The organism is Ruegeria sp. BHSB064, from assembly GCF_059613205.1.
Map to the genome: position 1 here is coordinate 1 of NZ_JBXWSB010000070.1, position 24,402 is coordinate 24,402.

Genomic DNA, 24,402 nt, shown 5'->3' on the forward strand with positions numbered 1-24,402 from the left:
TTCGGCGTTGAGCTGATCGCGCCGATCGCGATGGAAAACGGCCTGCGCTTCGCCATCCGCGAAGGCGGCCGCACCGTCGGCGCCGGCGTTGTGTCGAAAATCATCGAGTAATCACGGTAGGCCGGGCTTCAGCCCGGCACATCGTTGAACGAATGAAGGCCGCTCCCTTGGGGCGGCCTTTTTTTGTTGTGCTCGGTTCTGCTAAAGTACAAATTAAGGCTGAACTGTGAACTTTGATTTCAATCACGGTGTTTTTGTTTGGGAACCGTACTTTGTTTCTTCGAACAACGCTGACGTGCCTATTTCTTTTTGCAAATGCCAGTTTCGCTCAGGGTTCCAATCCGGACCAGTGTTTGCGAGAACCGACGCAGGGCTGCGTCTTTGATTTGGCAATTTCAGCGGCAGAAACTGAAAGCAACTACCGCTTTTGGATGTTGAACGTGTTAAAAGTGGCTGTTTTGCAGGAAGGATTGGGATCTCCAAGCAGCATTGAAACGCTGGACTACTTTTTCGAAGAACTCCCTCACCGATCACAAGATCTTTCTGGAATATCCGGAATGCTTGGAGTTGGGTTGAAGTACCACCTTTGGCCTTGGTTGCCTGATGCGCCAATTGGTTCTGACAGGCTTGCAGATTACCTCCTCGCGATCCTGCCTGCGCTAGATCAAGAATTCCGGAACTATGCAGATAACAGTGCCGTTGGCTATTTGGTGTTCACCGGAAAAAATGAGAAAATATCAAGTCTGTTAAGTCCAACCATTCTTGATCAGCTTTTGGAACGAAACCTTTCCATTGCCCGAGGCCTCGTAGTCCTCGAAGAGGATGAAGAACTCCTAAACTTAATCGAGTCGATAGAATGCGAAAAAAATAGGGATACTCTAAGGTACGAGCAGAGTCGCTTTTTACGGCATCACAAGGACTTCAAGCGGGCCGAATGGCTCGCCAAGTTGATTTCTAGTGACAGAACACGCGCAGAAGCTATCGCATGGATCGCGAGTGATTTGGCAAAGGGGGGTCAAATCGATGAGGCCATGAGGTTGGTTAAATTGCTTCAAGACAACGATCTTGACCGCTTCAGATTTGTCACTTCACACTTTGCCACTATCTACGCTTTGCAAGGGAAGCAAAGACAGGTCGAGCTGTTGCTGTGGTCCGCTGGAGGTGCGAGGCGGGGTAGTTCGCGAGTAACGGGAAGGTTCAATCGAGAAACGCAAGCAATTGCCGATATAGTAAACGGTCAAACCAGCAAAGCTTTGCTGTATTTGCAGAAACATGAAGGTGAGAGATCTTATTCACTCGTTCTCCGTTCCTTGGCAGAGGCATACATAATTGGTGGACATGATGATCTATCGCTTTTCTTCGAACACTTGCCAGACCAACATCTTAGCTCTGGGTTGAGAGTCCTGGGAGGTCTTCAAGCCGAGTTGGGAGACCTCGTCGGTGCGCGCGAGACTTTTGAACGAGAAAGAGGATTGGCTGTCGAAAGCACAGCCATTACCGACGAAAGGCTGATTGCGTTCGAGGAATTGTTGGTCGAACAGGGTTTTGTCCAGGAGGCAGTGGGATTAGCGTATCAGCGGCAGGATTCATGGGCCCTTTCGAGTATTGCAGCCAAAATATCCAACTAGATCGAGGCTCGGAGCTGGTCCTTCCTGAGAAGGACACAATACCCCTTGCCAAACCCCACCAATCCCACTAATACGCGCGAGTTCTCAACAAGAACATCAAGGCGGGGTGATTCCCGCCTTTTGGGTTCGAAGAGGGTTGGCGATGCGCGTCTGTCCTCCTCTCAACCCCAACGCCTGATAAAAGGCTGTTAATATGCAAAGCCAAAACATCCGTATTCGGCTGAAGGCATTTGACTATCGCGTTCTGGATGCCAGCACGCAAGAGATCGTCAACACTGCCAAGCGGACCGGCGCGAACGTGCGCGGCCCGATCCCGCTGCCGAACAAGATCGAGAAGTTCACGGTTCTCCGTGGCCCTCACGTTGACAAGAAATCCCGCGACCAGTTCGAGATCCGCACGCACAAGCGTCTCTTGGACATCGTTGATCCGACCCCCCAGACCGTTGACGCGCTGATGAAGCTCGACCTCGCTGCTGGTGTGGACGTCGAGATCAAGCTGCAGTCGTAAGATCGGAGGGTATAGATTATGCGCTCTGGTATTATCGCAAAAAAAGTTGGCATGACCCGCCTGTTCATGGAAGACGGCAAGCAGATCCCTGTGACCGTTCTTCACCTGGACAACCTGCAGGTTGTTGCACAGCGCACCGCTGACAAAGACGGCTACACCGCCGTTCAGCTGGGTGCCGGTGCTGCCAAGGCAAAACGCACCTCGAAGGCCATGCGCGGTCACTACGCCGCTGCAAAGGTCGAGCCCAAGCGCAAGCTGGCCGAGTTCCGCGTCTCCGAAGATGGCCTGATTGATGTGGGCGCCGAGATTTCGGCAGAACACTTCCTGGAAGGTCAGAAGGTAGACGTTTCGGGCACCTCGATCGGTAAAGGCTTTGCCGGTGCGATGAAGCGCCACAACTTCGGTGGTCTGCGCGCCTCGCACGGTGTTTCGATCAGCCACCGTTCGCACGGTTCGACCGGTCAGTGTCAGGACCCGGGCAAGGTGTTCAAAGGCAAGAAGATGGCCGGTCACATGGGTGCTGCCCGTGTCACCACCCAGAACCTGGAAGTCGTCAAAACCGACGCCGACCGTGGTCTGGTCTTCATCAAAGGCGCCGTTCCCGGACCGAAATCGGGCTGGGTCACCGTCAAGGACGCCGTGAAGAAGAAAGCACCGGAAGGCCTGCCTTTCCCGGCTGCTGTGAAATCGGCTGCAACCGAAGCACCTGCGGAAGAAGCTCCCGCGGAAGGTGGTGAAGCATGAAACTTGATGTAATCAAACTGGACGGCGGCAAAGCCGGCGACATCGAGCTGAACGCCGATCTGTTCGGTCTCGAGCCGCGTGCGGACATCCTGCACCGTGTGGTCCGTTGGCAGCGCAACAACGCGCAGGCTGGCACCCACAAGGTCAAGACCCGCTCGGAAACCAGCTACTCGACCAAGAAGATCTATCGCCAGAAGGGCACCGGTGGCGCACGCCATGGTGACCGCAACGCGCCGATCTTCCGCAAGGGTGGTATCTACAAGGGCCCGACCCCTCGTTCGCACGGCCACGACCTGCCGAAAAAGTTCCGCAAGCTTGGCCTGCGCCACGCTCTGTCGGCCAAAGCCAAAGCAGGTGAACTGGTTGTGATCGAGAACGCCGAAGCCGAAGGCAAGACCGCCGCTCTGGCCAAACAGGTTGCAAACCTGGGCTGGAAACGCGCTCTGGTCATCGACGGCGCGACCGTGAACGAAGGTTTCCTGAAGGCGTCGCGCAACATCGAAGGTCTGGATATCCTGCCGTCGATGGGTGCAAATGTTTATGACATCCTCAAGCGTGACACCCTGGTGCTCACCAAAGCGGCTGTCGAAGCACTGGAGGCTCGTCTGAAATGAGCGCGAAGGCAGAACACTACGACGTGATCCGTAAGCCGATCATCACCGAGAAGTCGACCATGGCGTCCGAAAACGGCGCGGTTGTCTTTGAAGTTGCGATCGACAGCAACAAGCCGCAGATCAAAGAGGCCGTTGAGGCGCTGTTTGGTGTGAAGGTCAAAGCGGTGAACACCACCGTGACCAAAGGCAAGGTCAAGCGGTTCCGCGGCCAGCTGGGCCGCCGGAAAGACGTCAAAAAAGCATATGTGACCCTGGAAGAGGGCAACACAATCGACGTGAGCACCGGTCTTTGATCCGACGCTTACTGCGACTATTTACGGCCTCGGCGGTTCAACCCGCCGGGGCCGATTTCGTTTCAGACCCTGAAATTGAGCGGGCGCAGGTGCTGGATCAAATGCGGGCGTTCAGCGCCGAGCCCTATTTTCAGATCGCCGATGAAAAGCTTGGGCTTTTGTCGGTGTTCGATGATCTTAAATACGACCGGGCGGACGTGGACATGATTTCGCCGGCGATGCGTCGCCACGTCGTCGGCAAGCTTGGCCCGCTGGGGTTCCGTCAGACCTCCGGTACGGTCTTGGAACACGTCAAAGCAGACATGCGCGTACATGTTCCAAAGTTCCATGCCCTTGGCGCGTCGCCCTTCGATATCACGCGCTACACAGACAAGCGCGCACAGGACTATTGCCTGCTGACCCCAACGCAGGTGGCTTGCCAGTTCGTCGACCATTATGCATTGGACGATGCGGTACAGCGGATCGAAGCGCTTGTTAAGAAGCATCCGATCAACCTGCTGAAACTGGCGGATTATCTGGAAGGCAAACCCAAGCACCGCGCGTTTCGTGAGGTGCTGGGCCATATCAAGCGCCAGCAGCGGATTGCAGTGGAGTCAGAACCCCTCTGCCGTAGGCGGTCATTGGGGTAGGACACCGGCGAGACGTGGGCTCGTGAGACCGACACTACAGAGGACTGCGGTTAGAAGGCGACGTAGAGCCCGAATTTAGCTCCGTACAAAGGCATCATAGACTTCAGAGTGCCTACCTCCTGTTACGCGTCTTCCGGTCGCTCTATGAGCCAATGCACCAAACAAAAAAGGCGCCAAATGGCGCCTTTGTCACTTGCTTCCGACCGTCCGAAATTACGAACAGTAGACATGCTTATGTGCGATATCCGCGATGTCACAGCGGCGGATGCCGATGTCATCAAGCTCGCGGTTGCTCAGACGCTGCAGTTCGGAATACGTGCGCTGATATTCAGCAGCGCGCGCACGTGCGGTTTTGATCCGTTCGATCATGTCCGCAATCCGGGCGGTGAAGTTCAAGCCTGAATGTGTAAGTGTAGCAGTTGTCATCTTCTTATTCCTTTCTCAAATCAAGGCGTATTCCTTGACGTTTCCTTCTTGTGTTCCTTGTTTGGACAAGGCTGAGATAAGGTCGAAGGTTACCGCTAACAACAGAGGTTTCGGTCTAGCCGGTATGCGTTTTCGGTATGGCGAAGGTTGATCCAAACGCAACACGGATGGCGTAAGACACTCGGAAGGTTTTGTGAGGGTTATTAGCACTCAGAAGCCGTCGTCAGGGCGTCTCCACTATTGAACGCAGGCCGTGTGTCGGGACTAACGCCTTGTGACAAAGCAGTAAAAAACGCCCAAAAGTCGACTATTTCCTAATCTTCCCCTCGTATCGTTCTTTTTGCTCATTTACTAATATCAGCTTGCCGTTGTTCACGACATAAAGATCAAACCGAGGTTTTTGGTATCCAATGCAACGCATCCCGTTGTCGTAGAATTTGTATGTGTTTGCTTTCCATGTTTGGCCATTCCTTTTGTAGGAATAGGTTCCGTCGGCAAAATATGTTTCTGTATCTTTGCCGGTGTAAACGACTTTTCGTCCCGCAAGGTTTTTTTGCAGCCAGGCTGCATTCACTTTCTGGTCGCCATTCGAGAAATAGCTTTTCGAGAGTTTTGGAGCTTTGTTAGGGCAGGCTGCATGTGCGGTGACACCAATAGCTGTTGCGCAAAGCGCGGATAGGAACAGTCGCATGTTTTCTCACTCTTTAATCAAAATGGATCAAAAAGGGTACGTCAGACGCAGTTAAACGCAAGAAAAAACGCCCCTGACCGAAGTCAGAGGCGTTTCTAGTTCTTCAAAGAGGCTGCGCTTAGCCGCGCTCTTCGACGATCTCTACCAGATGCGGGATCTTACGGATCATGCCGCGAACCGAAGGAGTATCTTCCAGCTCACGGGTTTTGTGCATCTTGTTCAGGCCCAGGCCGATCAGGGTTGCGCGCTGTTCGGCGGGGCGGCGGATCGGGGAACCGATCTGCTTGACGACGATGGTTTTTGCCATGGGTCGCTCTCCTTACGCTTCGGCTTCAGCAGGCGCTTCGGCCGCAGGGGCTTCGTCCCGCTTGGGCAGGATGTCGGCAACTTTTTTACCACGACGTGCAGCAACCGAACGCGGGCTCTGCTCTTTCTGCAGGCCGTTGATGGTGGCGCGGATCATGTTGTAGGGGTTCTGCGAGCCCAGCGACTTGGACACAACGTCCTTCACGCCCAGCATTTCGAACACGGCACGCATCGGACCACCGGCGATGATACCAGTACCTTCAGGTGCGGTGCGCATAACCACTTTACCGGCGCCGTGACGGCCCTCGATGTCGTGGTGCAGAGTACGACCTTCGCGCAGTTGCACGCGGATCATCTGACGCTTGGCTTGTTCAGTCGCCTTACGGATGGCTTCAGGTACTTCTTTCGCTTTACCTTTGCCAAAGCCGACGCGGCCTTTCTGATCGCCGACAACCACCAGAGCGGCGAAGCCAAAGCGCTTACCACCTTTTACGGTTTTCGACACGCGGTTGATTGCGACCAGACGATCTGCAAATTCCGGTGCTTCTTCACGGTCGCGGCCACGGCCCCGACGGTTTTCACGTTCTGCCATTTGGCATCCCTTTTCTCATGTGGCGCTTGTGACGCCGTTTTCTTCAATCCAAGTGAGCCCCGACTTTTGCCGAGGCCCCCGGATCATCGGGGCAGCCGTAAAGCTGCCCGCAAGTCTTAGATCTTCAGACCACCTTCACGCGCAGCGTCGGCTACTGCCTTCACCTTGCCGTGGAACAGGAAGCCACCACGATCGAAATAAGCCTCTTCGACGCCTGCCTTCTTGGCACGTTCGGCGATGGCCGCGCCCACTTTGGTGGCCGCTTCGACATTGTTCTTGCCAACAACACCCAGATCTTTTTCCAGGGTCGAGGCCGAGGCCAGGGTCACGCCACGAACGTCGTCGATCAGCTGAACGCTGATGTTCTTGTTCGAACGGTGAACCGACAGGCGTACGCGGCCGGCGTTGACTTTGCGAAGTTTGTTCCGAACGCGCAGGCGGCGCTTCAGAAACAGGGTTCTTTTGCTGTTTGCCATTGTTTGCGTCCTTATTTCTTCTTGCCTTCCTTGCGGAAGATGAACTCGCCCTTATAGCGGATGCCCTTGCCTTTGTACGGCTCGGGACGGCGCCACTCGCGGATTTTGGCCGCAGTTTCGCCAACCAGCTGCTGGTCGATACCTTCCACAACGATTTCGGTCTGCTTCGGTGCGGTGATGGTGACACCTTCCGGGGCAGTGAAATCAACATCGTGGCTGTAGCCCAGGTTCAGCTTCAGGGTGTTGCCCTGCATCTGAGCCCGGTAACCAACACCCTGGATCTCCAGCTCTTTTTTGAAGCCCTGGGTCACACCGGTTACCAGGTTGGCAACCATGGTGCGGCTCATGCCCCACTGCTGGCGGGCACGCTTGGACATGCCACGGGGGTCGATCTTGACCACGTTGTCTTCAACCGACAGCGTCACGTCGTCGGTGGCGGTGAAGCTGCGGGTGCCTTTCGGACCTTTGACTTCAATGGTCTGGCCGGACACAGAGGCAGTAACGCCGCTGGGCAGCTCGACCGGTTTTTTACCAATACGAGACATTGCAGACCTCCTTAGAAGACGGTGCAGAGCACTTCGCCGCCAACATTGTTGGAGCGAGCGTTTGCGTCCGACATCACACCTTTCGGAGTGCTGACAATCGACACGCCCAGACCCTGACGGACCTGCGGGATGTCATTGACGCCCATGTACACGCGGCGACCGGGTTTTGAGACCCGCTTCAGCTCGCGAATAACAGGGGTGCCTTCGTAGTATTTCAGGCTGATTTCGATGGCCGGATGACCGTTTTCACCGGTCGTCTTTTCATAGCCACGGATGTAGCCTTCGTCCGCCAGCACGTCCAGTACCCAACCGCGCAGCTTGGAAGCCGGGGTGGAAACGGTGGACTTGCCGCGCATTTGCGCGTTGCGGATACGGGTGAGCATATCGCCGATAGGATCATTCATATCTATGTCTCCCTTACCAGCTCGATTTCACCATGCCGGGGATCTGACCAGCAGAACCCAGCTCGCGCAGCGCGATACGGCTGACCTTCAGCTTACGGTAGTAAGCGTGGGGACGACCGGTCAGCTGACAACGGTTGTGCAGACGGGTAGCCGAGCTGTTGCGCGGCAGTTTCGCCAGTTTCAGACGCGCCTTAAAGCGCTCTTCCATCGGGCGGCTCTCGTCATTCGCGATTTCTTTCAGCTCGGCACGCTTTGCGGCATATTTGGCCACCAGGCGTTCGCGCTTCTTCTCGCGTTCGATCATTGCTTTTTTAGCCATGTCTCAATCCTCCCGGCGCTTACGCGTTGAACGGCATGTTGAAAGCTTTCAACAGTGCCTTTGCTTCAGCGTCGGTTTTCGCTGTGGTGGCAATTACGATGTCCAGGCCCCAGACCTCGTCGACCTTGTCGAAGTCGATTTCCGGGAACACGATGTGCTCTTTCATGCCCATGGCAAAGTTGCCACGACCATCGAAAGACGGCTTCACACCGCGGAAGTCACGAACGCGCGGCAGCGCGATGGTGATCAGACGATCCAGGAATTCGTACATCCGGTCGCCGCGCAGGGTCACTTTCGCACCCAGCGGCATGTCTTCACGGACGCGGAAACCCGCGATCGACTTCTTCGCCTTGGTTGCAACGGCCTGTTGACCAGCAATTGCAGTCAGATCCTCGACAGCAGCTTTTGCTTTCTTCGAGTCTTTGACCGCCTCAGCACCACAACCGATGTTCAGAACGATTTTTTCCAGCTTGGGCAGCTGCATGTCGTTCTTGTAGCCGAACTCTTCTTTCAGAGCGGCACGGATGGTTTCAACGTACTGAGCTTTCAGACGCGGGGTGTAGGTTGCGTTATCAAGCATCGATCACGTCCCCTGTGGTCTTGGCGAAGCGGACCTTCTTGTCACCTTCCATGCGGAAGCCAACGCGGGTTGCTTTGCCGTTCTTGTCCAGCAGCGCTAGGTTCGACAGCTCGATCGGGTTTGCCTGAGGCAGGCGACCACCTTGCGAGGTTTGCGACTGACGGGTGTGGCGGATGGCGATGTTGATGCCATCGACAACAGCTTTACCGGCCTTCGGGTCAACCGAGGAAATGGTTCCCTCTTTGCCCTTGTCCTTGCCGGCCAGCACGACGACCTTGTCGCCTTTGCGGAGTTTAGCAGCCATGATTACAGCACCTCCGGAGCCAGCGAGATGATTTTCATGAAGTTCTTGCCGCGCAGTTCGCGAACAACGGGGCCAAAGATACGGGTACCGACGGGCTCGTTGTTGTTGTTCAGGATGACGGCGGCGTTGCGATCAAAACGGATCGCGGTGCCGTCTTCGCGACGGACTTCTTTGGCGGTGCGTACGACAACGGCCTTACGGACGTCACCTTTCTTTACGCGGCCGCGCGGGATGGCTTCCTTCACCGAGACGACAATGATGTCGCCGACGGAGGCGTATTTACGCTTGGAACCACCCAGGACCTTGATGCACTGAACTCGGCGTGCGCCGGAGTTGTCAGCAACATCCAGATTGGTCTGCATCTGGATCATGTGGTTTCTCCCGACCTGTGGGGGCTGGTCTAATTAGATCCCCCAGGGTTTCGACAAATAAAAAATCCCGGAAGCTTACGCTTCCAGAACTTCCCAACGTTTCGTCTTCGATTTCGGCGCGCATTCGATGATGCGTACGGTGTCGCCGACCTTGAAGGCGTTCTTTTCGTCGTGAGCCCGGTATTTCTTGGACTTACGAACGGTTTTCTGCAGCAGCGGGTGCTTGAAACGGCGTTCAACCGAAACAGTCACGGTCTGCTCATTGGCGTCGCTGGTTACGATTCCGGACAGGATACGCTTGGGCATAGGATTACTCCTCCGATGCCGCGGCAGCGGCCTTTTCGTTCAGAATGGTTTTGACGCGGGCAGCATTGCGGCGGGCCGCTTTGATACCAGCTGTATTTTCCAGCTGACCGGTTGCCTGTTGAAAGCGCAGGTTAAAGCTTTCTTTCTTCAGGTTGGCCAGTTCCTCGCGGAGCTGGTCCGGGGTTTTGTCACGCAGTTCTTGGGCGTTCATCGCCTTTTTCCTTTGCTCAAAACACCAGAAGGCCCCCTTGCAGGGTCACCTTGGACCTGGTGGATGAATGATAGACATGCGAATCCCCCGACTCGGCCGGGGGACTTGCAGGATGCCGCCGTATAAGGGTTTAGGGGATGGGTGGCAAGGGAAAGTTTGGAGGCAACAAATACGAAGATGTCTGCTGAATGGCACACGTTTTGTCGGCCATAATGATTCAACAAAGTTATCGGGTTTAAACGTCTAGGTGCCAGCTTTGACCCTAGAGTTGACGGTGAATGTTTCAATTCGTAGCATTATTACAGTCATTAGTGTTGTTATGTTTGAGTGTTAGGGTGTCTGGTTATGTACTTTGTTGAAATTAGAAAACGTGTTTTGCGCGGTTCTCTACTTACCCTGGTTGTCGCAGTTTCCGCCTGTGGCGTCCCGACAGCCCAATTGTCTCAGCAAGATGTAGCTCAATTGTCCAACAGCGACTTTTGTGGACGATATGCATTCTCCAAGAAAATTAACGAGGCTGTTCCGTTGCTTGATGCAGAACGTCGAAAGCGCGGGCTTTCATGTAGCAGCCAGCTTGCGTCAACCGTCGGAGACTGTTCGACAATGCGCATCGTATCGTACGGTCCTGTTGAGGCGGCCCGCGGTCAGGGGAATCTCTACACTGTGCGAAACTCGTCGTCAGAACCGCGCAGGTTCCGCATCAATCATGCAGGCATTACGTCATCAGAGTTCACGATTAGATCTAACTCGACCCAAGACTTCGGGGTCGGGAACAGCACACTTACGTCTTTAATCGGAGCTTCGTCGTCCGGCGGTGGCCGACCAAGCTTGTCGGGTTGTCAGACTTTGTGAGCTTGCCCTTAGGCTGAAAGTTTTTGAGGATTAGAGTTGATTGGCAACACAATCATGTCAGGCAACGAGCGGTTTAGTTGATAGTAAATTTTTTGGTGATGAGATGAAAAAACTGAAATTTGCACTCTTTGTTTGTATCGCGTGGACCATGGCGACCACCGCTTCGGCAGCCCCGGACGGAAAATGGACACTGACCATCAATTCCAATCGCCCTTGGCAGATGGACATTGCCGTTAACAACAACACGCCGCAGGTTCTTGCCGCACACGGGATCACCCCCGAAGGTATCAAAATTCGAAAGATCACCGATGACCGTCTTCAGTTCGACGCGGTTATTTCAAAAAAGGATAGTTGTTCGTCGGGAAGTGTCATGAAGTTCGATCTCAAATTCAAAAATGGCGCTTACAGGTCCGGAACGGTCAACGGGAACTGTATCGGGTTCCCCAAGTTCCGTGCACGGGTCAGCGCAAAATAACCAAACTGCGCCACTGATCGCAGGGCTCCTGCCATTCGCCCTTCAATCGCTCCACTGGAGCGATTGCTGTTACGAGGATAGTGACTCATTCCCATTTATAGTTAAAACTCACCGAAATCCGCTCGTCCTCGGCCATGTTCATCGGCACCTCATGGCGCAGCCAGCTTTCCCATAACAGGACGTCGCCTACATTCGGCTCCATGTAGATGAACGGCTGTAAATCCCGTCGCCCGCCTTTCAGCCGTGTCGGCGCGGCCATCATGCGGCCCGAGCGGGGGTCTTCCAGCTTCAGCGCGCTCGTCCCTTCGGGCATAGCAACATAGGTCGTGCCCGAGATCACGCTGTGCGGATGCAGGTGGCTGGAGTGTATTCCGCCTTCGGGCAAGATGTTGATCCAAAGGTCTTCGAGTTTCAGTTCTCCTTCGCCAAGATCGAACTCCAGATCTTTGGCGAAGGCCGCCACGTGTTGATCCAGCGCTTTCACCAGATCGGCAAAGATCGGGAACCGCCAGGGCAGATCGGTCAGCGAAGCATAGCTGGTATAGCCGGGATAGCCGTTCTCTTCGCACCATTCCTGCCCGGCCTCATCATCCTCGGCGATGACAAGACAGGAACTTTCCAACTCGCCCGCATCGATCTTGGGATCGAACTCGGACAAAGCGGCGCGGTAGAGACGGGTAACGAAGAGTGATTCAATCTGTGCCATGCGCCCTCTCTTAGACCAGTGATGCGGGGAAGGCGATGGTGGAATTGCGAGGCTCTTCCTCGCGCTCCGAGATATTTTCAGCCAGATGAAGCAGGGCTCCATTTTTCATCTGGCTAAAAATACCTCGGGGGAGGCGCGGCTTGCCGCGGCGGGGGCAGCGCCCCCAAAATAAAACCCCCGCCGATTTCTCGACGGGGGTCAATCTTGTCACGACCGGGGTTGCCCCCAAATCGCTTACCAGTCTTCGCGAACCACGACGCGGGTCTTGATCGGCAGCTTCATCGCGGCCAAGCGCAGGGCCTCGCGGGCGATGTCGTCATTGACGCCGTCGATCTCGAACATCACGCGACCGGGTTTGACCTTGCAAACCCAGCGGTCCACCGAACCCTTACCTTTACCCATACGAACTTCGATCGGCTTTGCAGTGACCGGAGTGTCGGGGAAGATACGGATCCAGACACGACCCTGACGTTTCATGTGACGGGTCATGGCACGACGTGCAGCTTCGATCTGACGCGCGGTGACGCGTTCAGGCTGCAGAGCTTTCAGTCCGTAAGTGCCAAAGTTCAGATCAGAGCCGCCTTTGGCTTCGCCCTTGATCCGGCCTTTGTGCATCTTGCGGAATTTTGTACGCTTTGGTTGAAGCATCTCAATTCCCCCTTAGCGACGGCCGCCTGCACCGCGAGGTGCCGGACCATCCTGGAGTTCCTGTGCTTTACGGTCACGTGCCTGCGGATCGTGCTCCATGATCTCACCTTTGAAGATCCAGACCTTGATCCCGATGATCCCGTAGGGGGTCATCGCTTCGGCATGTGCGTAATCGATGTCGGCACGCAGGGTGTGCAGAGGCACGCGGCCTTCGCGGTACCACTCGGTCCGTGCGATTTCGGCACCACCCAGACGACCGGCGACGTTCACCCGGATACCCAGGGCGCCCATGCGCATGGCGTTCTGAACAGCACGCTTCATCGCGCGGCGGAACGAGACACGGCGTTCCAGCTGCTGAGCGATCGACTCGGCAACCAGTTGACCGTCGAGTTCCGGCTTGCGCACTTCGACGATGTTCAGGTGCAGTTCGCTGTCGGTCATCTTGGCCAGCTTCTTGCGCAGAACTTCGATGTCCGCACCTTTCTTGCCGATGATGACACCCGGACGTGCGGTGTGGATCGTGACGCGGCACTTCTTGTGCGGACGTTCGATGATCACACGTGCAACACCGGCCTGCTTGCACTCTTTGTTGATGAACTCGCGGATCTTGATGTCTTCCAGCAGAAGATCACCGTAGTCCTTGGTATCAGCGTACCAGCGGCTGTCCCAGGTGCGGTTGACCTGAAGGCGCATGCCGATCGGATTGACTTTATGTCCCATTAGGCTTGCTCCTCAACTTGACGCACCTTGATGGTGATCTCCGAGAACGGCTTCATGATCTTGCCGAAACGGCCACGGGCACGCGGACGACCGCGCTTCATGACCAGGTTCTTGCCAACCCATGCTTCGGCGACGATCAGCTCGTCAACGTCCAGGTTGTGGTTGTTTTCGGCATTCGCGATTGCGGATTGCAGGCACTTCTTGACGTCCTGCGCGACACGCTTGTTCGAGAAAGTCAAGTCGGTCAGAGCCTTCTCAACTTTCTTGCCGCGGATCATTTGCGCAACCAGGTTCAGTTTCTGCGGGCTGGTGCGAAGCATGCGCGTTTTCGCCATTGCTTCGTTTTCAGCCACGCGGCGGGGGTTCTTTTCCTTGCCCATGACTTACTTCCGCTTCGCTTTTTTGTCTGCGGCGTGGCCATAATAGGTACGGGTCGGCGAGTATTCACCGAACTTCTGACCGATCATGTCTTCCGAGACGTTGACGGGAATGTGCTTCTGGCCGTTGTACACACCAAAGGTCAGACCCACGAACTGGGGCAGAATGGTGGAACGACGCGACCAGATTTTGATGACTTCGTTGCGGCCCGACTCGCGCGCTGCTTCGGCTTTTTTCAGCACGTAAGCATCGACGAAAGGACCCTTCCAAACAGAGCGAGACATAGATTAACGTCCCTTCTTCTTGGCGTGCCGCGAGCGGATGATCAGCTTCTGGGACGCTTTGTTCTTGTTGCGGGTACGCTTACCCTTGGTGTCCTTACCCCACGGCGTAACCGGCGTACGGCCACCCGAGGTACGACCTTCACCACCACCGTGCGGGTGATCGATCGGGTTCATTGCAACACCACGAACCGACGGACGAACGCCCTTGTGGCGCATGCGACCGGCTTTACCGAGGTTTTGGTTGCTGTTGTCGGGGTTGGACACGGCACCGACGGTGGCCATGCATTCCTGACGGACCATGCGCAGCTCGCCCGAGCTCAGACGGATCTGAGCGTAGCCGCCATCGCGACCAACGAACTGAGCGTAAGTACCGGCCGCACGCGCGATCTGACCGCCTTTGCCAGGCTTCATCTCGATGTTGTGGACGATGGTACCGATGGGCATGCCCGAGAACGGCATTGCGTTGCCTGGCTTGATGTCGGCCTTGGCGGATGCCACGACTTTGTCACCAACAGCCAGACGCTGCGGAGCCAGGATATATGCCTGCTCGCCGTCTTCGTATTTTACCAGTGCGATGAATGCGGTCCGGTTCGGGTCATATTCGATCCGCTCGACGGTTGCCGCGACATCAAATTTGTTTCGTTTGAAGTCAACGATCCGGTAGAGACGCTTTGCGCCACCGCCGCGGCGGCGTGAAGTGATCCGTCCGGTGTTGTTCCGGCCGCCCGATTTGGTCAAACCCTCAGTGAGAGACTTGACCGGACGTCCTTTCCAAAGCTCCGAACGGTCGATCAGCACCAGCCCGCGCTGGCCCGGCGTCGTCGGCTTGTACGACTTGAGTGCCATGCTTTCTGTCTTCCGTTTAGCAAGTGCAGGGGATTTCCCTGCTATGTGATAGGCCCCCGTAGGTGCCAAGGGTATAGGGCCCCGAAGGTCCCCGGTTACAAATATCAGAGGCCCCGGAACGAATCCGAGGCCGCAAGATTGGGTGCGTTTAGCAGTGTTGAGGGTGGGTGTCTATAGGGTGGAGCGCCTATTTTGGTTAACCGAGCAAAAAGCGCATTGCCCTCACTGTTTCAGGTTTCTTAACCAACCACTCACAATTTCTTGGCAAACTTTCGCCGGGACACATGCAATGATCATCGACCAGAAAGCCTTCGATGCCTACCTGAGAAAAGGCACACCAATTGAGCTTGCGCTTAAACAGGACAAATCGACGGGATTCTATATCTGGCGAACCCGCGGCGACAACAAAGTGCGATCATCTCATGTCGCCCAGGATGGTAAGGTTTTTGCTTGGGGTAACCCGCCCTCTACTGGTCATCCCGGTGAAGGATTTGGATGTCGGTGCAAAGCTGAACCATATGTTCCAGCTGTAAGTGAATCGCTGAATGTACAAATGATAGGTGTGACCGACACTGGAAGACAATGGACCAACCGCGATTTCATCAATCACTATCGGAACGGCAACGGGGTATCCGTCAGGGTGCGAGATATTGGCCACCTCCAAAAAGTCGTTAACGAATATTGGGGCACCGTCTCCAATCGACTGGTTGGCCAAATCGCAGATGCCGCTCGTATACAAACATCTGGTCAATTTTCCTATCCGTTCAGGAATATCTATCAGATGCAGCACATTGTATTCAGTATTGGACAAACGACAATCGAAGGGGAAGCAAGGGGTCAAGTCATTTTTCAGAAGAACGGTACCCTTCGCATAAGTGGTGATTGCGAATTTGAACTTGTCGACGAGTTTGCCGATCCATTGGATATAGGAATTGAACTGCCGGGAGGCACCCCATATCCAATCTTAGATAGCTGGTCAGCGCGAATGTCAGGCACAATCGTTGCGGACAGAAACAAAAGCTGGATTCGTTTCGATGGCTAATGTGAGTACAATCATCACACGGTTGGCTACAGGTGCAAGATACGTCCTTCTGACACTCAGTGCGTTTTTTATCATTCTAGTGCTGGCATATTCGGCTCTGTTTCTGCGACAGCGTATCGAAGAATATGGATCTTGTGTACGCTTGCCTAACGGCGTGATTGTCTCTTTTCAGGCTCTGTTTGACCTCTCTCGGCCGTTTGGAACTCCAGTTCCGGTTGTTCGGGACCCAGACTTTCAAATTTTGTCCGTCGGCAACGATGAGAGACTCCTTTTCTCAAAAACAACTGTTTTTTGGGTCGATATCGATGAGCGTCAGGGCTCAGCGACCGGCCTTGTTTTCCAACCGGATGTCGGCCTCATTACCCGCTCCGAGAACCGGGCTTTATACTCTGACATAATCGGCGAAGCCGGAGAATGGCTTGAACAAGGGGAACGGTTAAACAACACCAACGTTCTAGGTGTGCTTTACGCACTTAAGAATGACCCCGGGTACCAAGCGTCTTCCTGCCCAGTGCCTTTGGTCATCTGGTAAACACGAACAAAAAAACCCGCTTTCGCAGGGGTTTTTATCTCTCTCACCAAAAACGGGTTCGATCAAAGCCTGTGGGCAGGTCGATGCTGTAGCCTTCCTTTAGGGTTCACGTGTTTTCCCAGCTGTTCACCCAAGCGCGGGACAAGGCCGAAGGCCGCCGCGCCAGCAACTGCCCGTCCCGGCGGGCTGGCGCTTTAGGGACGTTTGCGCCTCGCTATGAACTCGGATGTAGTTGGCACCATAAAGCGCCCTGATCAGCCGTTTCAGCGCCATCCCACGGGCAGTCTCTGGCGCGGCTCATCGCACTGTACGGATGGGCGGGATCTGGGACGGGTTGCCCCTCACCCATACAAAGCGCGGGCTTCGGCGAAGGACAGCAGGCGACGGCTTTGCTCATCCCACAGATGCAGCCGCGCGTTGGCGAGGCTTTCGCGGATGGTCATCCGGTTGCTGTTGGCCAGCTCATCATGATCGCGCAGCACTTCGGGCAGGCGATAGAACGGAATGCGGCTGTACAGGTGATGCACGTGGTGGATGCCGATATTGGCCGTGAACCACTGCAACACCGACGGCAATATATAATGAGAGCTTCCGTGCAGCGCCGCTTCGTGCAGCTGCCAGTTCTCATCCGACTCCCAATGTGTGTCCTCGAACTGGTGCTGCACGTAGAACAGCCATACTCCGGCCGCTGCGGCAATCAGGGTTGAGGGCAGGAAGATCAGCAGCATCGGCATCACCCCGCCAAAATAATAGACGGTCAGTAATATGGCCAGAATGGCGACATTCGTGGCCATGGCGCTGACCCAGAACCTGACGCTGTCGGTCAGCCCCAGCGGAAGTCGGTTCTGAAATAGAAACAGATAGCCGGGGCCAAACACGAACAGGGTGATCGGGTTTCGGTACACCCGATACCAGAACTGGTTCATCGGGGTTTTGGCCTGATATTCAGCCACGGTCAGGGTGTGGATGTCGCCCATCCCGCGCTTGCCCAGGTTGCCCGAGCTGTTGTGATGCGTGGAATGCGTGCGACGCCAGACATCATAAGGTGTCAGGGTCAGAACGCCGATCCCGCGCCCGACCCAGTCGCTGACGGCCCGGTTTTTGAAGAACGCGCCGTGTCCGCAATCATGCTGGATGGCAAACAGGCGCAGCAGAAAGGCCGCATTAAGCACGGAAATCGCAAAGGCCAGCCAATAGCTGACCGACAGCGACATCCAGGACAAAGTCCAAAGCGCGAAGAAGGGGACAATGCTGATGCCCAGCTCGAACGTACTACGCAGTTGGTCCGGTTCGCGATATTTGGCAAGCGTTGTTACCCAGTCACGTGCGGTTGTGCTCTCGGGCTTTGCCCCAAGCGAGATAGAGGGTTCGGTCATACGCCTGCCAGTCCAGTGTTTGCTCGGGCCCGGATAGACTACCACCCCGGTATGACAAGAGGTTTCTGTCAAAATCGCTGCAATTCGTGCTCAAGTTACAGTCAGAAAGCAGTGAGGCCGTCATTTAGGTATCATTTAGAAATCTCAGGCAGGAGCGTGCGGCAGCACCGCAGGTCAGACGACAATCTACAGGCTTGCCAAGCCCAGCCATCGGGCCTATACGCCTGCGGTGGCTTTCCGCCATGAGAATCAAAACCAAGAAATGCCGTGTTTGGCCCATCACGCTTCGGGGTCATATCCGGCTTAGGAGAAGCGAAATGAAACTGAACGAATTGCGCGACAATCCTGGCGCCGCACCGAAACGCACTCGCGTTGGCCGTGGTCCGGGTTCCGGCAAAGGTAAAATGGGTGGCCGTGGTATTAAAGGCCAGAAATCCCGCTCGGGTGTGGCCATCAACGGCTACGAAGGCGGTCAGATGCCATTGTACCAGCGTCTGCCCAAGCGTGGCTTCAGCAAGCCGAACCGCAAGGCATTCGCCGTTGTCAACCTGGGTCTGATCCAGAAATTTGTCGAAGCCGGCAAACTGGACGCTTCGGCCGCGATCACCGAAGACGCTCTGGTTGCGTCTGGTCTGGTGCGCCGCAAGCTGGACGGTATCCGCGTTCTGGCCAAAGGCGAAATCAGCGCCAAAGTGAACCTGGAAGTAACCGGTGCTTCGAAGTCTGCCGTTGAGGCAGTTGAAAAAGCGGGCGGTTCACTGACGGTCACAAAAGCTGCTGCGGCAGAGTAATCGCTTGTGAGCGGGCCAAGACCCGCTTACATAGACCTCAGAGTTTTCCAAGACGCCGTCCGAGCCGGAAAACGGTTCCGGGCGGCGTTTGCATAAGAGAGACCGATTTATGGTATCAGCAGCAGAACAAATGGCAGCCAATACAAGCTGGGCTGCTTTGGGCAAAGCCACCGATCTGCGCAACCGCATCCTGTTCACGCTGGGTTTGCTGATCGTCTATCGTCTGGGCACCTTCATTCCGGTGCCGGGCATTGACGGGCAAGCGCTGCGCGAATTCATGGAGCAGGCGGGGCAGGGCATCGGCGGCATGGTTTCGATGTTTACCGGCGGGGCGTTGGGGCGGATGGGTATCTTTGCCCTGGGTATCATGCCTTACATTTCGGCCTCGATCATCGTGCAACTGCTGACATCCATGGTTCCCGCGCTTGAGCAACTCAAGAAAGAGGGCGAGCAGGGCCGTAAGAAAATCAACCAGTACACCCGTTTTGGCACCGTGGCGCTGGCTACTGTGCAGGCTTATGGTCTGGCCGTTTCGCTGGAATCGGGCGATCTGGCAACAGATCCGGGCATGTTCTTCCGCATGTCGACGATGATCACGCTGGTTGGTGGTACCATGTTCCTGATGTGGCTGGGTGAGCAGATCACCGCACGCGGCATCGGAAACGGCATCTCATTGATCATCTTCGTTGGCATCATCGCCGAAGTTCCAGCCGCGCTGGCGCAGTTTTTTGCCAGCGGCCGCAGTGGCGCGATCAGCCCTGCTGTGATCGTGGGCGTGATCGTGATGGTCATTGCTGTGATCACCTTTGTGGTATTCATGGAGCGCGCTCTGCGAAAGATCCACATTCAATACCCGCGCCGTCAGGCTGGAATGAAAGTCTACGAAGGCGGTTCGAGCCACCTGCCCGTCAAGGTCAACCCGTCGGGCGTGATCCCTGCGATTTTCGCCAGCTCGCTGCTGCTGTTGCCCGTGACGATCTCGACCTTCTCGTCAGGGGCTACCAATGGCCCGGTGATGTCGTGGCTGTTGGCCAACTTCGGCCCTGGGCAGCCGCTCTACCTGCTGTTCTTCGCCACAATGATCGTGTTCTTCGCTTACTTTTACACGTTCAACGTGGCCTTCAAGCCCGATGACGTGGCGGACAACCTGAAAAAGCAGAACGGTTTTGTACCCGGTATTCGCCCCGGAAAGAAAACCGCCGAGTACCTTGAGTACGTGGTCAACCGCGTGTTGGTTCTTGGCTCTGCCTATTTGGCTGCAGTCTGCCTGTTGCCGGAAATCCTGCGGAACCAGTATGCCATCCCGTTCTATTTCGGCGGTACGTCTGTGCTGATTATCGTCTCGGTGACCATGGATACGATCCAACAGGTCCAGAGCCACTTGCTGGCGCATCAATATGAAGGGCTGATCGAAAAGTCCCAATTGCGCGGCAAAAGCAAGAAACGCGGCAAAAAGGGAACGGCTCGTCGATGAACATCATACTTCTGGGCCCCCCGGGGGCAGGCAAAGGTACGCAGGCACAGCACCTGGTTGAAACCCGCGGCATGATTCAGCTGAGCACTGGCGACATGTTGCGCGAAGCCAAAACCAGCGGAACAGAGATGGGCCAGAAGGTTGCCGAGATCATGGACTCGGGCAAGCTGGTCACTGATGAGATCGTGATCGGCCTGATTGAAGAAAAGCTGATGACCGAGAAAGGTGCTGGCTTTATCTTTGATGGCTTCCCGCGCACGCTGGCCCAGGCGGATGCTCTGGCCGCGCTGCTTACCAAGCTGGGGCAGTCGCTGCACACGGTGATTGAGATGCGCGTCGAAGATGACGTGCTTGTTCAACGCATCGTGGGTCGCGCTGAAGAGGCGCGTGCTGCAGGCAAGCCCGTGCGTGCAGACGACAACGAAGAAAGCGTTCGTATTCGCCTGATGGAGTACTACAAAAAGACGGCTCCGCTGATCGGGTACTACCACGCGAAAGGCGATTTGCGCCCGGTCAATGGTTTGGCCAGCATCGAGGAAGTCAGGGCCTCGATCGAGGCGATTTTGGGCTGACTTCAGGTTGGGGCTTGACGCCCCTTCCAAAAGCCCATATCGACCCCCATCCCTTTAGGGAATCAAGACCGCATGCGGGATTCGTCCCAAATGCCCCGACCACCTCGAATAATGCTGAACCCTCTGGCCACACTGCCACGGTTAAGCGTTGTGAAAAAAGGTTCTGGAGTTACGGAACCGCAACGAAAAGGAAAGTGACACGTGGCACGTATTGCCGGCGTAAACATCCCGACTGCCAAGCGGGTACCAATCGCCCTCACATATATCACCGGAATCGGCAACACCTCGGCCAAAGCGATCTGCGAAGCCGTAGGCATTGAAGCGACCCGTCGCGTCAACGAACTGTCCGACGCCGAAGTTCTGAAAATCCGCGAATACATCGACGAAAACTTCACCGTCGAAGGTGACCTGCGTCGTGAAGTTCAGATGAACGTCAAGCGCCTGATGGACCTCGGTTGCTATCGCGGTCTGCGTCACCGCCGCAACCTGCCGGTTCGCGGTCAGCGCACCCACACCAACGCTCGTACCCGCAAAGGCCCCGCAAAGGCCATCGCTGGTAAGAAGAAATAAGGGAGGGTCTGACTGATGGCACGTGATAAGACTCGCGTTAAGCGCAAAGAGCGTAAGAACATCGCATCGGGCGTTGCCCATGTGAACTCGACCTTCAACAACACCAAGATCCTGATCTCGGATGTACAGGGCAACGCCATTTCGTGGTCGTCCGCCGGTACCATGGGCTTCAAGGGATCGCGGAAATCGACCCCCTACGCCGCTCAGATGGCTGCAGAAGATGCAGGCAAAAAGGCGCAGGAACATGGCGTCAAGACGCTGGAAGTCGAAGTTCAGGGCCCCGGTTCGGGCCGTGAATCGGCTCTGCGCGCGCTGGCTGCAGTGGGCTTCAACATCACGTCGATCCGCGACGTGACCCCGATTGCTCACAACGGCTGCCGCCCGCCGAAGCGCCGCCGCGTCTAAGCGATTTTGAATTGAGCTGGGGCTGTGTTTTTGCACGGCCCCAGCACGTCATTTTGAACCTCGGGCGTCTGCACCTTGTTGGTCATGGGGCGCGGACAGGAATGGAGGGATTACATGATCCACAAGAATTGGGCAGAATTGATCAAGCCGACCCAGCTGGAAGCCAAGCCGGGCAACGATCCGGCACGTCAGGCGACCTTGGTTGCAGAACCGCTGGAGCGTGGCTTTGGTCTGACCCTGGGCAACGCCCTGCGCCGTGTACTGATGAGCTCGCTGCAAGGTGCGGCCATCACCAGCGTTCAGATCGACAACGTCCTGCACGAGTTTTCCTCGGTCGCGGGCGTTCGTGAAGACGTCACTGACATCATTCTGAACCTCAAGCAGGTTGCCCTGCGCATGGAAGTCGAAGGCCCCAAGCGCCTATCGATCAATGCCAAAGGCCCGGCCATTGTCACCGCTGGTGACATCAGCGAAAGCGCTGGCATCGAGGTTCTGAACCGCGATCACGTCATCTGCCATCTGGACGATGGCGCCGATCTGTTCATGGAGCTGACCGTCAACACCGGCAAAGGCTATGTCTCGGCTGAAAAGAACAAGCCCGAGGATGCACCTATCGGCCTGATCCCGATCGACGCGATCTATTCGCCGGTCAAAAAGGTCGCTTATGACGTTCAGCCGACCCGTGAAGGTCAAGTTCTGGACTATGACAAGCTGACCCTGAAGATCGAAACCGATGGCTCGATTACGCCGGAAGACGCGTTGGCCTTTGCTGCTCGCATTCTGCAGGATCAGCTGTCGATCTTCGTCAACTTCGACGAGCCGGAATCGGCGAGCCGTCAGGACGAGGACGATGGTCTGGAGTTCAACCCGCTGCTGCTGAAGAAAGTGGACGAGCTGGAACTGTCGGTCCGTTCGGCAAACTGCCTGAAGAACGACAACATCGTTTACATTGGCGATCTGATCCAGAAGACCGAAGCCGAGATGCTGCGCACCCCGAACTTCGGCCGCAAGTCGCTGAACGAGATCAAAGAAGTGCTGTCCGGTATGGGTCTGCACCTCGGCATGGATGTCGAGGACTGGCCGCCCGACAACATCGAAGATCTGGCCAAGAAATTCGAAGACGCCTTTTAAGGCTGTGCCGGGCTGAAGCCCGGCCTGCTTCGGACCAAATCGTAGGGCGGGCTTCAGCCCGCCACACGGCAAACAAATGCCCGGGCTGCCGGGGACCAAATGGGCACTTCCGCCCCAAGGAGAGCCGGTGACACGCATCGCCGGCCAGACAAAGCAAAACGCGAAAGAAGGAACTAGAAAATGCGTCACGCACGTGGTTACCGCCGCCTGAACCGTACTCATGAGCACCGCAAGGCGCTGTTTGCGAACATGGCTGGCTCGCTCATCGAGCATGAGCAAATCAAGACAACTCTGCCCAAGGCAAAAGAACTGCGCCCGATCATCGAAAAGCTGGTCACTCTGGGCAAGCGCGGCGACCTGCACGCCCGCCGTCAGGCCGCAGCACAGCTGAAAGAAGACAAAGACGTCGCGAAGCTGTTCGAAGTTCTGGGCCCCCGCTACGCCGAGCGTCAGGGCGGTTACGTCCGCATCCTGAAAGCCGGTTTCCGCTATGGCGACATGGCCCCGATGGCGATCATTGAATTCGTTGATCGTGACATCGACGCCAAAGGCGCGGCTGACAAAGCCCGCGTTGCCGCCGAAGAGGCCGCAGACGAAGAATAAGAAAGCCCGGCTTTCTGATTTTGGCCCCCGCGTCCCTGACGTGGGGGTTTTCTTATTGTCGTGGCGCAAAATCCAAGTTTTGTTGCCAGAATCATGAACTTGGGCGATCCTCAAAGAAATTGAAGGATCGCAATATGTTTAGATATCTGATTTTTGCGCCTCTGTTTTGTGCAAGCACAGCGCTTTTCGCGCAGGAAAACGCGGATGAAGCGACCGAGGCGGCGTCGCAAGAAACGACTGACCTTCTGACCGACGCAGAGCTTCAGACGCTGGTCGCGCCGGTTGCCTTGTATCCGGATACTTTGCTCATCCAGATACTCGTTGCCTCCACGCAGCCGCTGGAGATTGTGAAGGCCGAGCGCTTTTTGATCGACAACGCAGACCGAGACCCGGCTGAGCTTGAACCTGAAATCGAGGCCATGGGCTGGGACCCGTCCGTCAGCGTTCTTGCAACCGCATTCCCCGAGGTCGTAGGGCAAATGGCGACGCATGTTGACTGGACCGAAACGATGGGAACAGCGATGTTGGCCCAGTCTGATGACGTCATGGATGCCGTCCAGGTGATGCGGGATCAGGCAATCGACAGTGGTGCTTTGGTGTCCGGCCCGGAACAAACGGTCGAAGTCGAAGAGGATGAGACCGTCGTCATCACACCGACCAACACGGAAACCGTTTATGTTCCGCAATACGATCCCGCGACGGTGTATACGGGGCCATCAACGGGCGATGTTGTGGGCGCTGCACTGCTGACCTTTGGGGCTGTGGCGCTGATTGACGAGATTTTCGACGATGACGATGATTGGTATGATTATTGGGGGTGCAGAAACTGTGGCGGATGGGGCGGTGGCCCAATCTACAGAAACCCAAACATCGACATAGACGTCGATGGAAACGTCCATATCGGCAACAACATCAATCGCGCAGATGTTGAATGGAAGCCGGATACGAACCGCCAGCAACAGGCGCGGAACAAAATCGCCGATCATAAACGCACTGGTGGCGGTGCCGGAACATTGCCCGTTGACCGACCAAATGGCCGCACAGATGAAC

The 24,402-nt window shown here is 55.9% G+C and carries 38 protein-coding genes; 18 read left to right on the forward strand and 20 right to left on the reverse strand.

Features of this window, described 5'->3' with window-relative positions:
• The 7 genes from AC2FNU_RS15780 to AC2FNU_RS15810 all read left to right on the forward strand — a co-directional run.
• On the forward strand, positions 1 to 111 hold a 111-nt coding region (locus AC2FNU_RS15780), incomplete at its 5' end, for an EF-Tu C-terminal domain-related protein (protein ID WP_480428719.1).
• Between the two features lie 161 nt (positions 112 to 272).
• Positions 273 to 1,628 carry a tetratricopeptide repeat protein gene (locus AC2FNU_RS15785; RefSeq protein WP_496790281.1) on the forward strand — a complete coding sequence of 452 codons (1,356 nt, stop codon included), beginning with the start codon at positions 273 to 275 and terminating at the stop codon, positions 1,626 to 1,628.
• A gap of 193 nt (positions 1,629 to 1,821) precedes the next feature.
• Positions 1,822 to 2,136 (forward strand): 30S ribosomal protein S10, encoded by a 315-nt coding sequence (gene rpsJ / locus AC2FNU_RS15790; RefSeq protein WP_008756422.1) that lies wholly within the window; start codon positions 1,822 to 1,824, stop codon positions 2,134 to 2,136.
• Positions 2,137 to 2,154: 18 nt separating this feature from the next.
• On the forward strand, positions 2,155 to 2,880 hold the full coding sequence (gene rplC, locus AC2FNU_RS15795) for a 50S ribosomal protein L3 (RefSeq protein ID WP_170334115.1): 726 nt from the start codon (positions 2,155 to 2,157) through the stop codon (positions 2,878 to 2,880).
• Entirely contained in the window at positions 2,877 to 3,494 is a 618-nt protein-coding gene (gene rplD, locus AC2FNU_RS15800; RefSeq protein WP_155148664.1) for a 50S ribosomal protein L4, read from the forward strand. The genes rplC and rplD overlap by 4 nt, the downstream gene beginning before the upstream one ends.
• Entirely contained in the window at positions 3,491 to 3,787 is a 297-nt protein-coding gene (locus AC2FNU_RS15805) for a 50S ribosomal protein L23 (RefSeq protein ID WP_008757532.1), read from the forward strand. The genes rplD and AC2FNU_RS15805 overlap by 4 nt, the downstream gene beginning before the upstream one ends.
• Entirely contained in the window at positions 3,784 to 4,416 is a 633-nt protein-coding gene (locus AC2FNU_RS15810) for a hypothetical protein (RefSeq protein ID WP_496790282.1), read from the forward strand. The genes AC2FNU_RS15805 and AC2FNU_RS15810 overlap by 4 nt, the downstream gene beginning before the upstream one ends.
• Before the next feature lie 213 nt (positions 4,417 to 4,629).
• Here the strand turns inward: AC2FNU_RS15810 and AC2FNU_RS15815 are convergent, their stop codons facing one another.
• From AC2FNU_RS15815 to rpmC, 13 genes are all read right to left on the reverse strand, one after another.
• A complete protein-coding gene (locus AC2FNU_RS15815) occupies positions 4,630 to 4,842 on the reverse strand; it encodes a DUF1127 domain-containing protein (protein ID WP_496790283.1) in 213 nt (70 codons plus the stop codon).
• 307 nt (positions 4,843 to 5,149) lie between these two features.
• Positions 5,150 to 5,533, reverse strand: coding sequence for a hypothetical protein (locus tag AC2FNU_RS15820; protein WP_496790284.1), 384 nt, complete (start codon positions 5,531 to 5,533; stop codon positions 5,150 to 5,152).
• A 118-nt stretch (positions 5,534 to 5,651) separates the two neighbouring features.
• Positions 5,652 to 5,840 (reverse strand): 50S ribosomal protein L30, encoded by a 189-nt coding sequence (gene rpmD / locus AC2FNU_RS15825; RefSeq protein ID WP_050605831.1) that lies wholly within the window; start codon positions 5,838 to 5,840, stop codon positions 5,652 to 5,654.
• Between the two features lie 12 nt (positions 5,841 to 5,852).
• Positions 5,853 to 6,431 carry a 30S ribosomal protein S5 gene (gene rpsE, locus AC2FNU_RS15830; protein WP_039523389.1) on the reverse strand — a complete coding sequence of 193 codons (579 nt, stop codon included), beginning with the start codon at positions 6,429 to 6,431 and terminating at the stop codon, positions 5,853 to 5,855.
• A gap of 116 nt (positions 6,432 to 6,547) precedes the next feature.
• Positions 6,548 to 6,907 (reverse strand): 50S ribosomal protein L18, encoded by a 360-nt coding sequence (rplR, locus tag AC2FNU_RS15835; protein ID WP_039523386.1) that lies wholly within the window; start codon positions 6,905 to 6,907, stop codon positions 6,548 to 6,550.
• Positions 6,908 to 6,918: 11 nt separating this feature from the next.
• Positions 6,919 to 7,452: a 50S ribosomal protein L6 gene (gene rplF / locus AC2FNU_RS15840; RefSeq protein ID WP_155148689.1), complete on the reverse strand. Its 534-nt coding sequence runs from the start codon at positions 7,450 to 7,452 to the stop codon at positions 6,919 to 6,921.
• Between the two features lie 11 nt (positions 7,453 to 7,463).
• A complete protein-coding gene (gene rpsH, locus AC2FNU_RS15845; protein ID WP_068340741.1) occupies positions 7,464 to 7,856 on the reverse strand; it encodes a 30S ribosomal protein S8 in 393 nt (130 codons plus the stop codon).
• Positions 7,857 to 7,869: 13 nt separating this feature from the next.
• Positions 7,870 to 8,175 (reverse strand): 30S ribosomal protein S14, encoded by a 306-nt coding sequence (gene rpsN / locus AC2FNU_RS15850; protein ID WP_068340744.1) that lies wholly within the window; start codon positions 8,173 to 8,175, stop codon positions 7,870 to 7,872.
• Between the two features lie 19 nt (positions 8,176 to 8,194).
• The gene (gene rplE / locus AC2FNU_RS15855) at positions 8,195 to 8,755 is read right to left on the reverse strand and encodes a 50S ribosomal protein L5 (RefSeq protein ID WP_496790285.1); all 561 of its coding nucleotides are present in this window, start codon (positions 8,753 to 8,755) and stop codon (positions 8,195 to 8,197) included.
• On the reverse strand, positions 8,748 to 9,059 hold the full coding sequence (gene rplX, locus AC2FNU_RS15860; RefSeq protein ID WP_171092002.1) for a 50S ribosomal protein L24: 312 nt from the start codon (positions 9,057 to 9,059) through the stop codon (positions 8,748 to 8,750). The genes rplE and rplX overlap by 8 nt, the downstream gene beginning before the upstream one ends.
• A 2-nt stretch (positions 9,060 to 9,061) precedes the next feature.
• Positions 9,062 to 9,430: a 50S ribosomal protein L14 gene (rplN, locus tag AC2FNU_RS15865; RefSeq protein ID WP_008757934.1), complete on the reverse strand. Its 369-nt coding sequence runs from the start codon at positions 9,428 to 9,430 to the stop codon at positions 9,062 to 9,064.
• 75 nt (positions 9,431 to 9,505) lie between these two features.
• Positions 9,506 to 9,736: a 30S ribosomal protein S17 gene (rpsQ, locus tag AC2FNU_RS15870; RefSeq protein ID WP_171092001.1), complete on the reverse strand. Its 231-nt coding sequence runs from the start codon at positions 9,734 to 9,736 to the stop codon at positions 9,506 to 9,508.
• Positions 9,737 to 9,740: 4 nt separating this feature from the next.
• Entirely contained in the window at positions 9,741 to 9,947 is a 207-nt protein-coding gene (gene rpmC, locus AC2FNU_RS15875; protein WP_010437082.1) for a 50S ribosomal protein L29, read from the reverse strand.
• Between the two features lie 892 nt (positions 9,948 to 10,839).
• Here rpmC and AC2FNU_RS15880 point away from each other — a divergent pair.
• On the forward strand, positions 10,840 to 11,274 hold the full coding sequence (locus AC2FNU_RS15880) for a hypothetical protein (RefSeq protein ID WP_496790286.1): 435 nt from the start codon (positions 10,840 to 10,842) through the stop codon (positions 11,272 to 11,274).
• An 85-nt stretch (positions 11,275 to 11,359) separates the two neighbouring features.
• On the opposite strand, the gene AC2FNU_RS15885 is transcribed toward AC2FNU_RS15880, so the two are convergent.
• The 6 genes from AC2FNU_RS15885 to rplB form a co-directional block, all read right to left on the reverse strand.
• A complete protein-coding gene (locus AC2FNU_RS15885) occupies positions 11,360 to 11,980 on the reverse strand; it encodes a 2OG-Fe(II) oxygenase family protein (protein WP_496790287.1) in 621 nt (206 codons plus the stop codon).
• 234 nt (positions 11,981 to 12,214) lie between these two features.
• Positions 12,215 to 12,628, reverse strand: a complete 414-nt coding sequence (rplP, locus tag AC2FNU_RS15890) for a 50S ribosomal protein L16 (protein ID WP_117872242.1) — start codon at positions 12,626 to 12,628, stop codon at positions 12,215 to 12,217.
• Between the two features lie 12 nt (positions 12,629 to 12,640).
• Complete coding sequence (gene rpsC, locus AC2FNU_RS15895; RefSeq protein WP_171091997.1) at positions 12,641 to 13,348, reverse strand: 30S ribosomal protein S3; 708 nt, start codon at positions 13,346 to 13,348, stop codon at positions 12,641 to 12,643.
• Positions 13,348 to 13,728, reverse strand: a complete 381-nt coding sequence (rplV, locus tag AC2FNU_RS15900) for a 50S ribosomal protein L22 (RefSeq protein WP_039538267.1) — start codon at positions 13,726 to 13,728, stop codon at positions 13,348 to 13,350. The genes rpsC and rplV overlap by 1 nt, the downstream gene beginning before the upstream one ends.
• A 3-nt stretch (positions 13,729 to 13,731) precedes the next feature.
• Positions 13,732 to 14,010: a 30S ribosomal protein S19 gene (gene rpsS / locus AC2FNU_RS15905; RefSeq protein WP_005980699.1), complete on the reverse strand. Its 279-nt coding sequence runs from the start codon at positions 14,008 to 14,010 to the stop codon at positions 13,732 to 13,734.
• A gap of 3 nt (positions 14,011 to 14,013) precedes the next feature.
• Positions 14,014 to 14,856 carry a 50S ribosomal protein L2 gene (rplB, locus tag AC2FNU_RS15910; RefSeq protein ID WP_008757664.1) on the reverse strand — a complete coding sequence of 281 codons (843 nt, stop codon included), beginning with the start codon at positions 14,854 to 14,856 and terminating at the stop codon, positions 14,014 to 14,016.
• A gap of 289 nt (positions 14,857 to 15,145) precedes the next feature.
• On the opposite strand from rplB, the gene AC2FNU_RS15915 reads away from it, so the two are divergent.
• Positions 15,146 to 15,898 carry a phage minor head protein gene (locus AC2FNU_RS15915; RefSeq protein WP_496790288.1) on the forward strand — a complete coding sequence of 251 codons (753 nt, stop codon included), beginning with the start codon at positions 15,146 to 15,148 and terminating at the stop codon, positions 15,896 to 15,898.
• A 1-nt stretch (position 15,899) separates the two neighbouring features.
• Positions 15,900 to 16,430 (forward strand): hypothetical protein, encoded by a 531-nt coding sequence (locus AC2FNU_RS15920; protein WP_496790289.1) that lies wholly within the window; start codon positions 15,900 to 15,902, stop codon positions 16,428 to 16,430.
• Positions 16,431 to 16,771: 341 nt separating this feature from the next.
• Here the strand turns inward: AC2FNU_RS15920 and AC2FNU_RS15925 are convergent, their stop codons facing one another.
• Positions 16,772 to 17,806: a fatty acid desaturase gene (locus tag AC2FNU_RS15925; RefSeq protein WP_496790290.1), complete on the reverse strand. Its 1,035-nt coding sequence runs from the start codon at positions 17,804 to 17,806 to the stop codon at positions 16,772 to 16,774.
• 317 nt (positions 17,807 to 18,123) lie between these two features.
• On the opposite strand from AC2FNU_RS15925, the gene rplO reads away from it, so the two are divergent.
• From rplO to AC2FNU_RS15965, 8 genes are all read left to right on the forward strand, one after another.
• Positions 18,124 to 18,597 carry a 50S ribosomal protein L15 gene (rplO, locus tag AC2FNU_RS15930; RefSeq protein ID WP_480801759.1) on the forward strand — a complete coding sequence of 158 codons (474 nt, stop codon included), beginning with the start codon at positions 18,124 to 18,126 and terminating at the stop codon, positions 18,595 to 18,597.
• Positions 18,598 to 18,706: 109 nt separating this feature from the next.
• Complete coding sequence (secY, locus tag AC2FNU_RS15935; RefSeq protein ID WP_496790291.1) at positions 18,707 to 20,071, forward strand: preprotein translocase subunit SecY; 1,365 nt, start codon at positions 18,707 to 18,709, stop codon at positions 20,069 to 20,071.
• On the forward strand, positions 20,068 to 20,643 hold the full coding sequence (locus AC2FNU_RS15940; protein ID WP_496790292.1) for an adenylate kinase: 576 nt from the start codon (positions 20,068 to 20,070) through the stop codon (positions 20,641 to 20,643). Before secY ends, AC2FNU_RS15940 begins: the two co-directional genes overlap by 4 nt.
• Before the next feature lie 201 nt (positions 20,644 to 20,844).
• Positions 20,845 to 21,213: a 30S ribosomal protein S13 gene (gene rpsM, locus AC2FNU_RS15945; RefSeq protein ID WP_170332212.1), complete on the forward strand. Its 369-nt coding sequence runs from the start codon at positions 20,845 to 20,847 to the stop codon at positions 21,211 to 21,213.
• 15 nt (positions 21,214 to 21,228) lie between these two features.
• Positions 21,229 to 21,618 (forward strand): 30S ribosomal protein S11, encoded by a 390-nt coding sequence (rpsK, locus tag AC2FNU_RS15950; protein WP_008757289.1) that lies wholly within the window; start codon positions 21,229 to 21,231, stop codon positions 21,616 to 21,618.
• A 114-nt stretch (positions 21,619 to 21,732) separates the two neighbouring features.
• Positions 21,733 to 22,749, forward strand: a complete 1,017-nt coding sequence (locus AC2FNU_RS15955; protein ID WP_050605850.1) for a DNA-directed RNA polymerase subunit alpha — start codon at positions 21,733 to 21,735, stop codon at positions 22,747 to 22,749.
• Positions 22,750 to 22,929: 180 nt separating this feature from the next.
• Positions 22,930 to 23,352 (forward strand): 50S ribosomal protein L17, encoded by a 423-nt coding sequence (gene rplQ, locus AC2FNU_RS15960; protein ID WP_170387757.1) that lies wholly within the window; start codon positions 22,930 to 22,932, stop codon positions 23,350 to 23,352.
• A 134-nt stretch (positions 23,353 to 23,486) separates the two neighbouring features.
• Positions 23,487 to 24,402, forward strand: a 916-nt coding sequence (locus AC2FNU_RS15965; RefSeq protein ID WP_496790293.1) for a DUF3300 domain-containing protein, incomplete at its 3' end; no start/stop codon positions are given.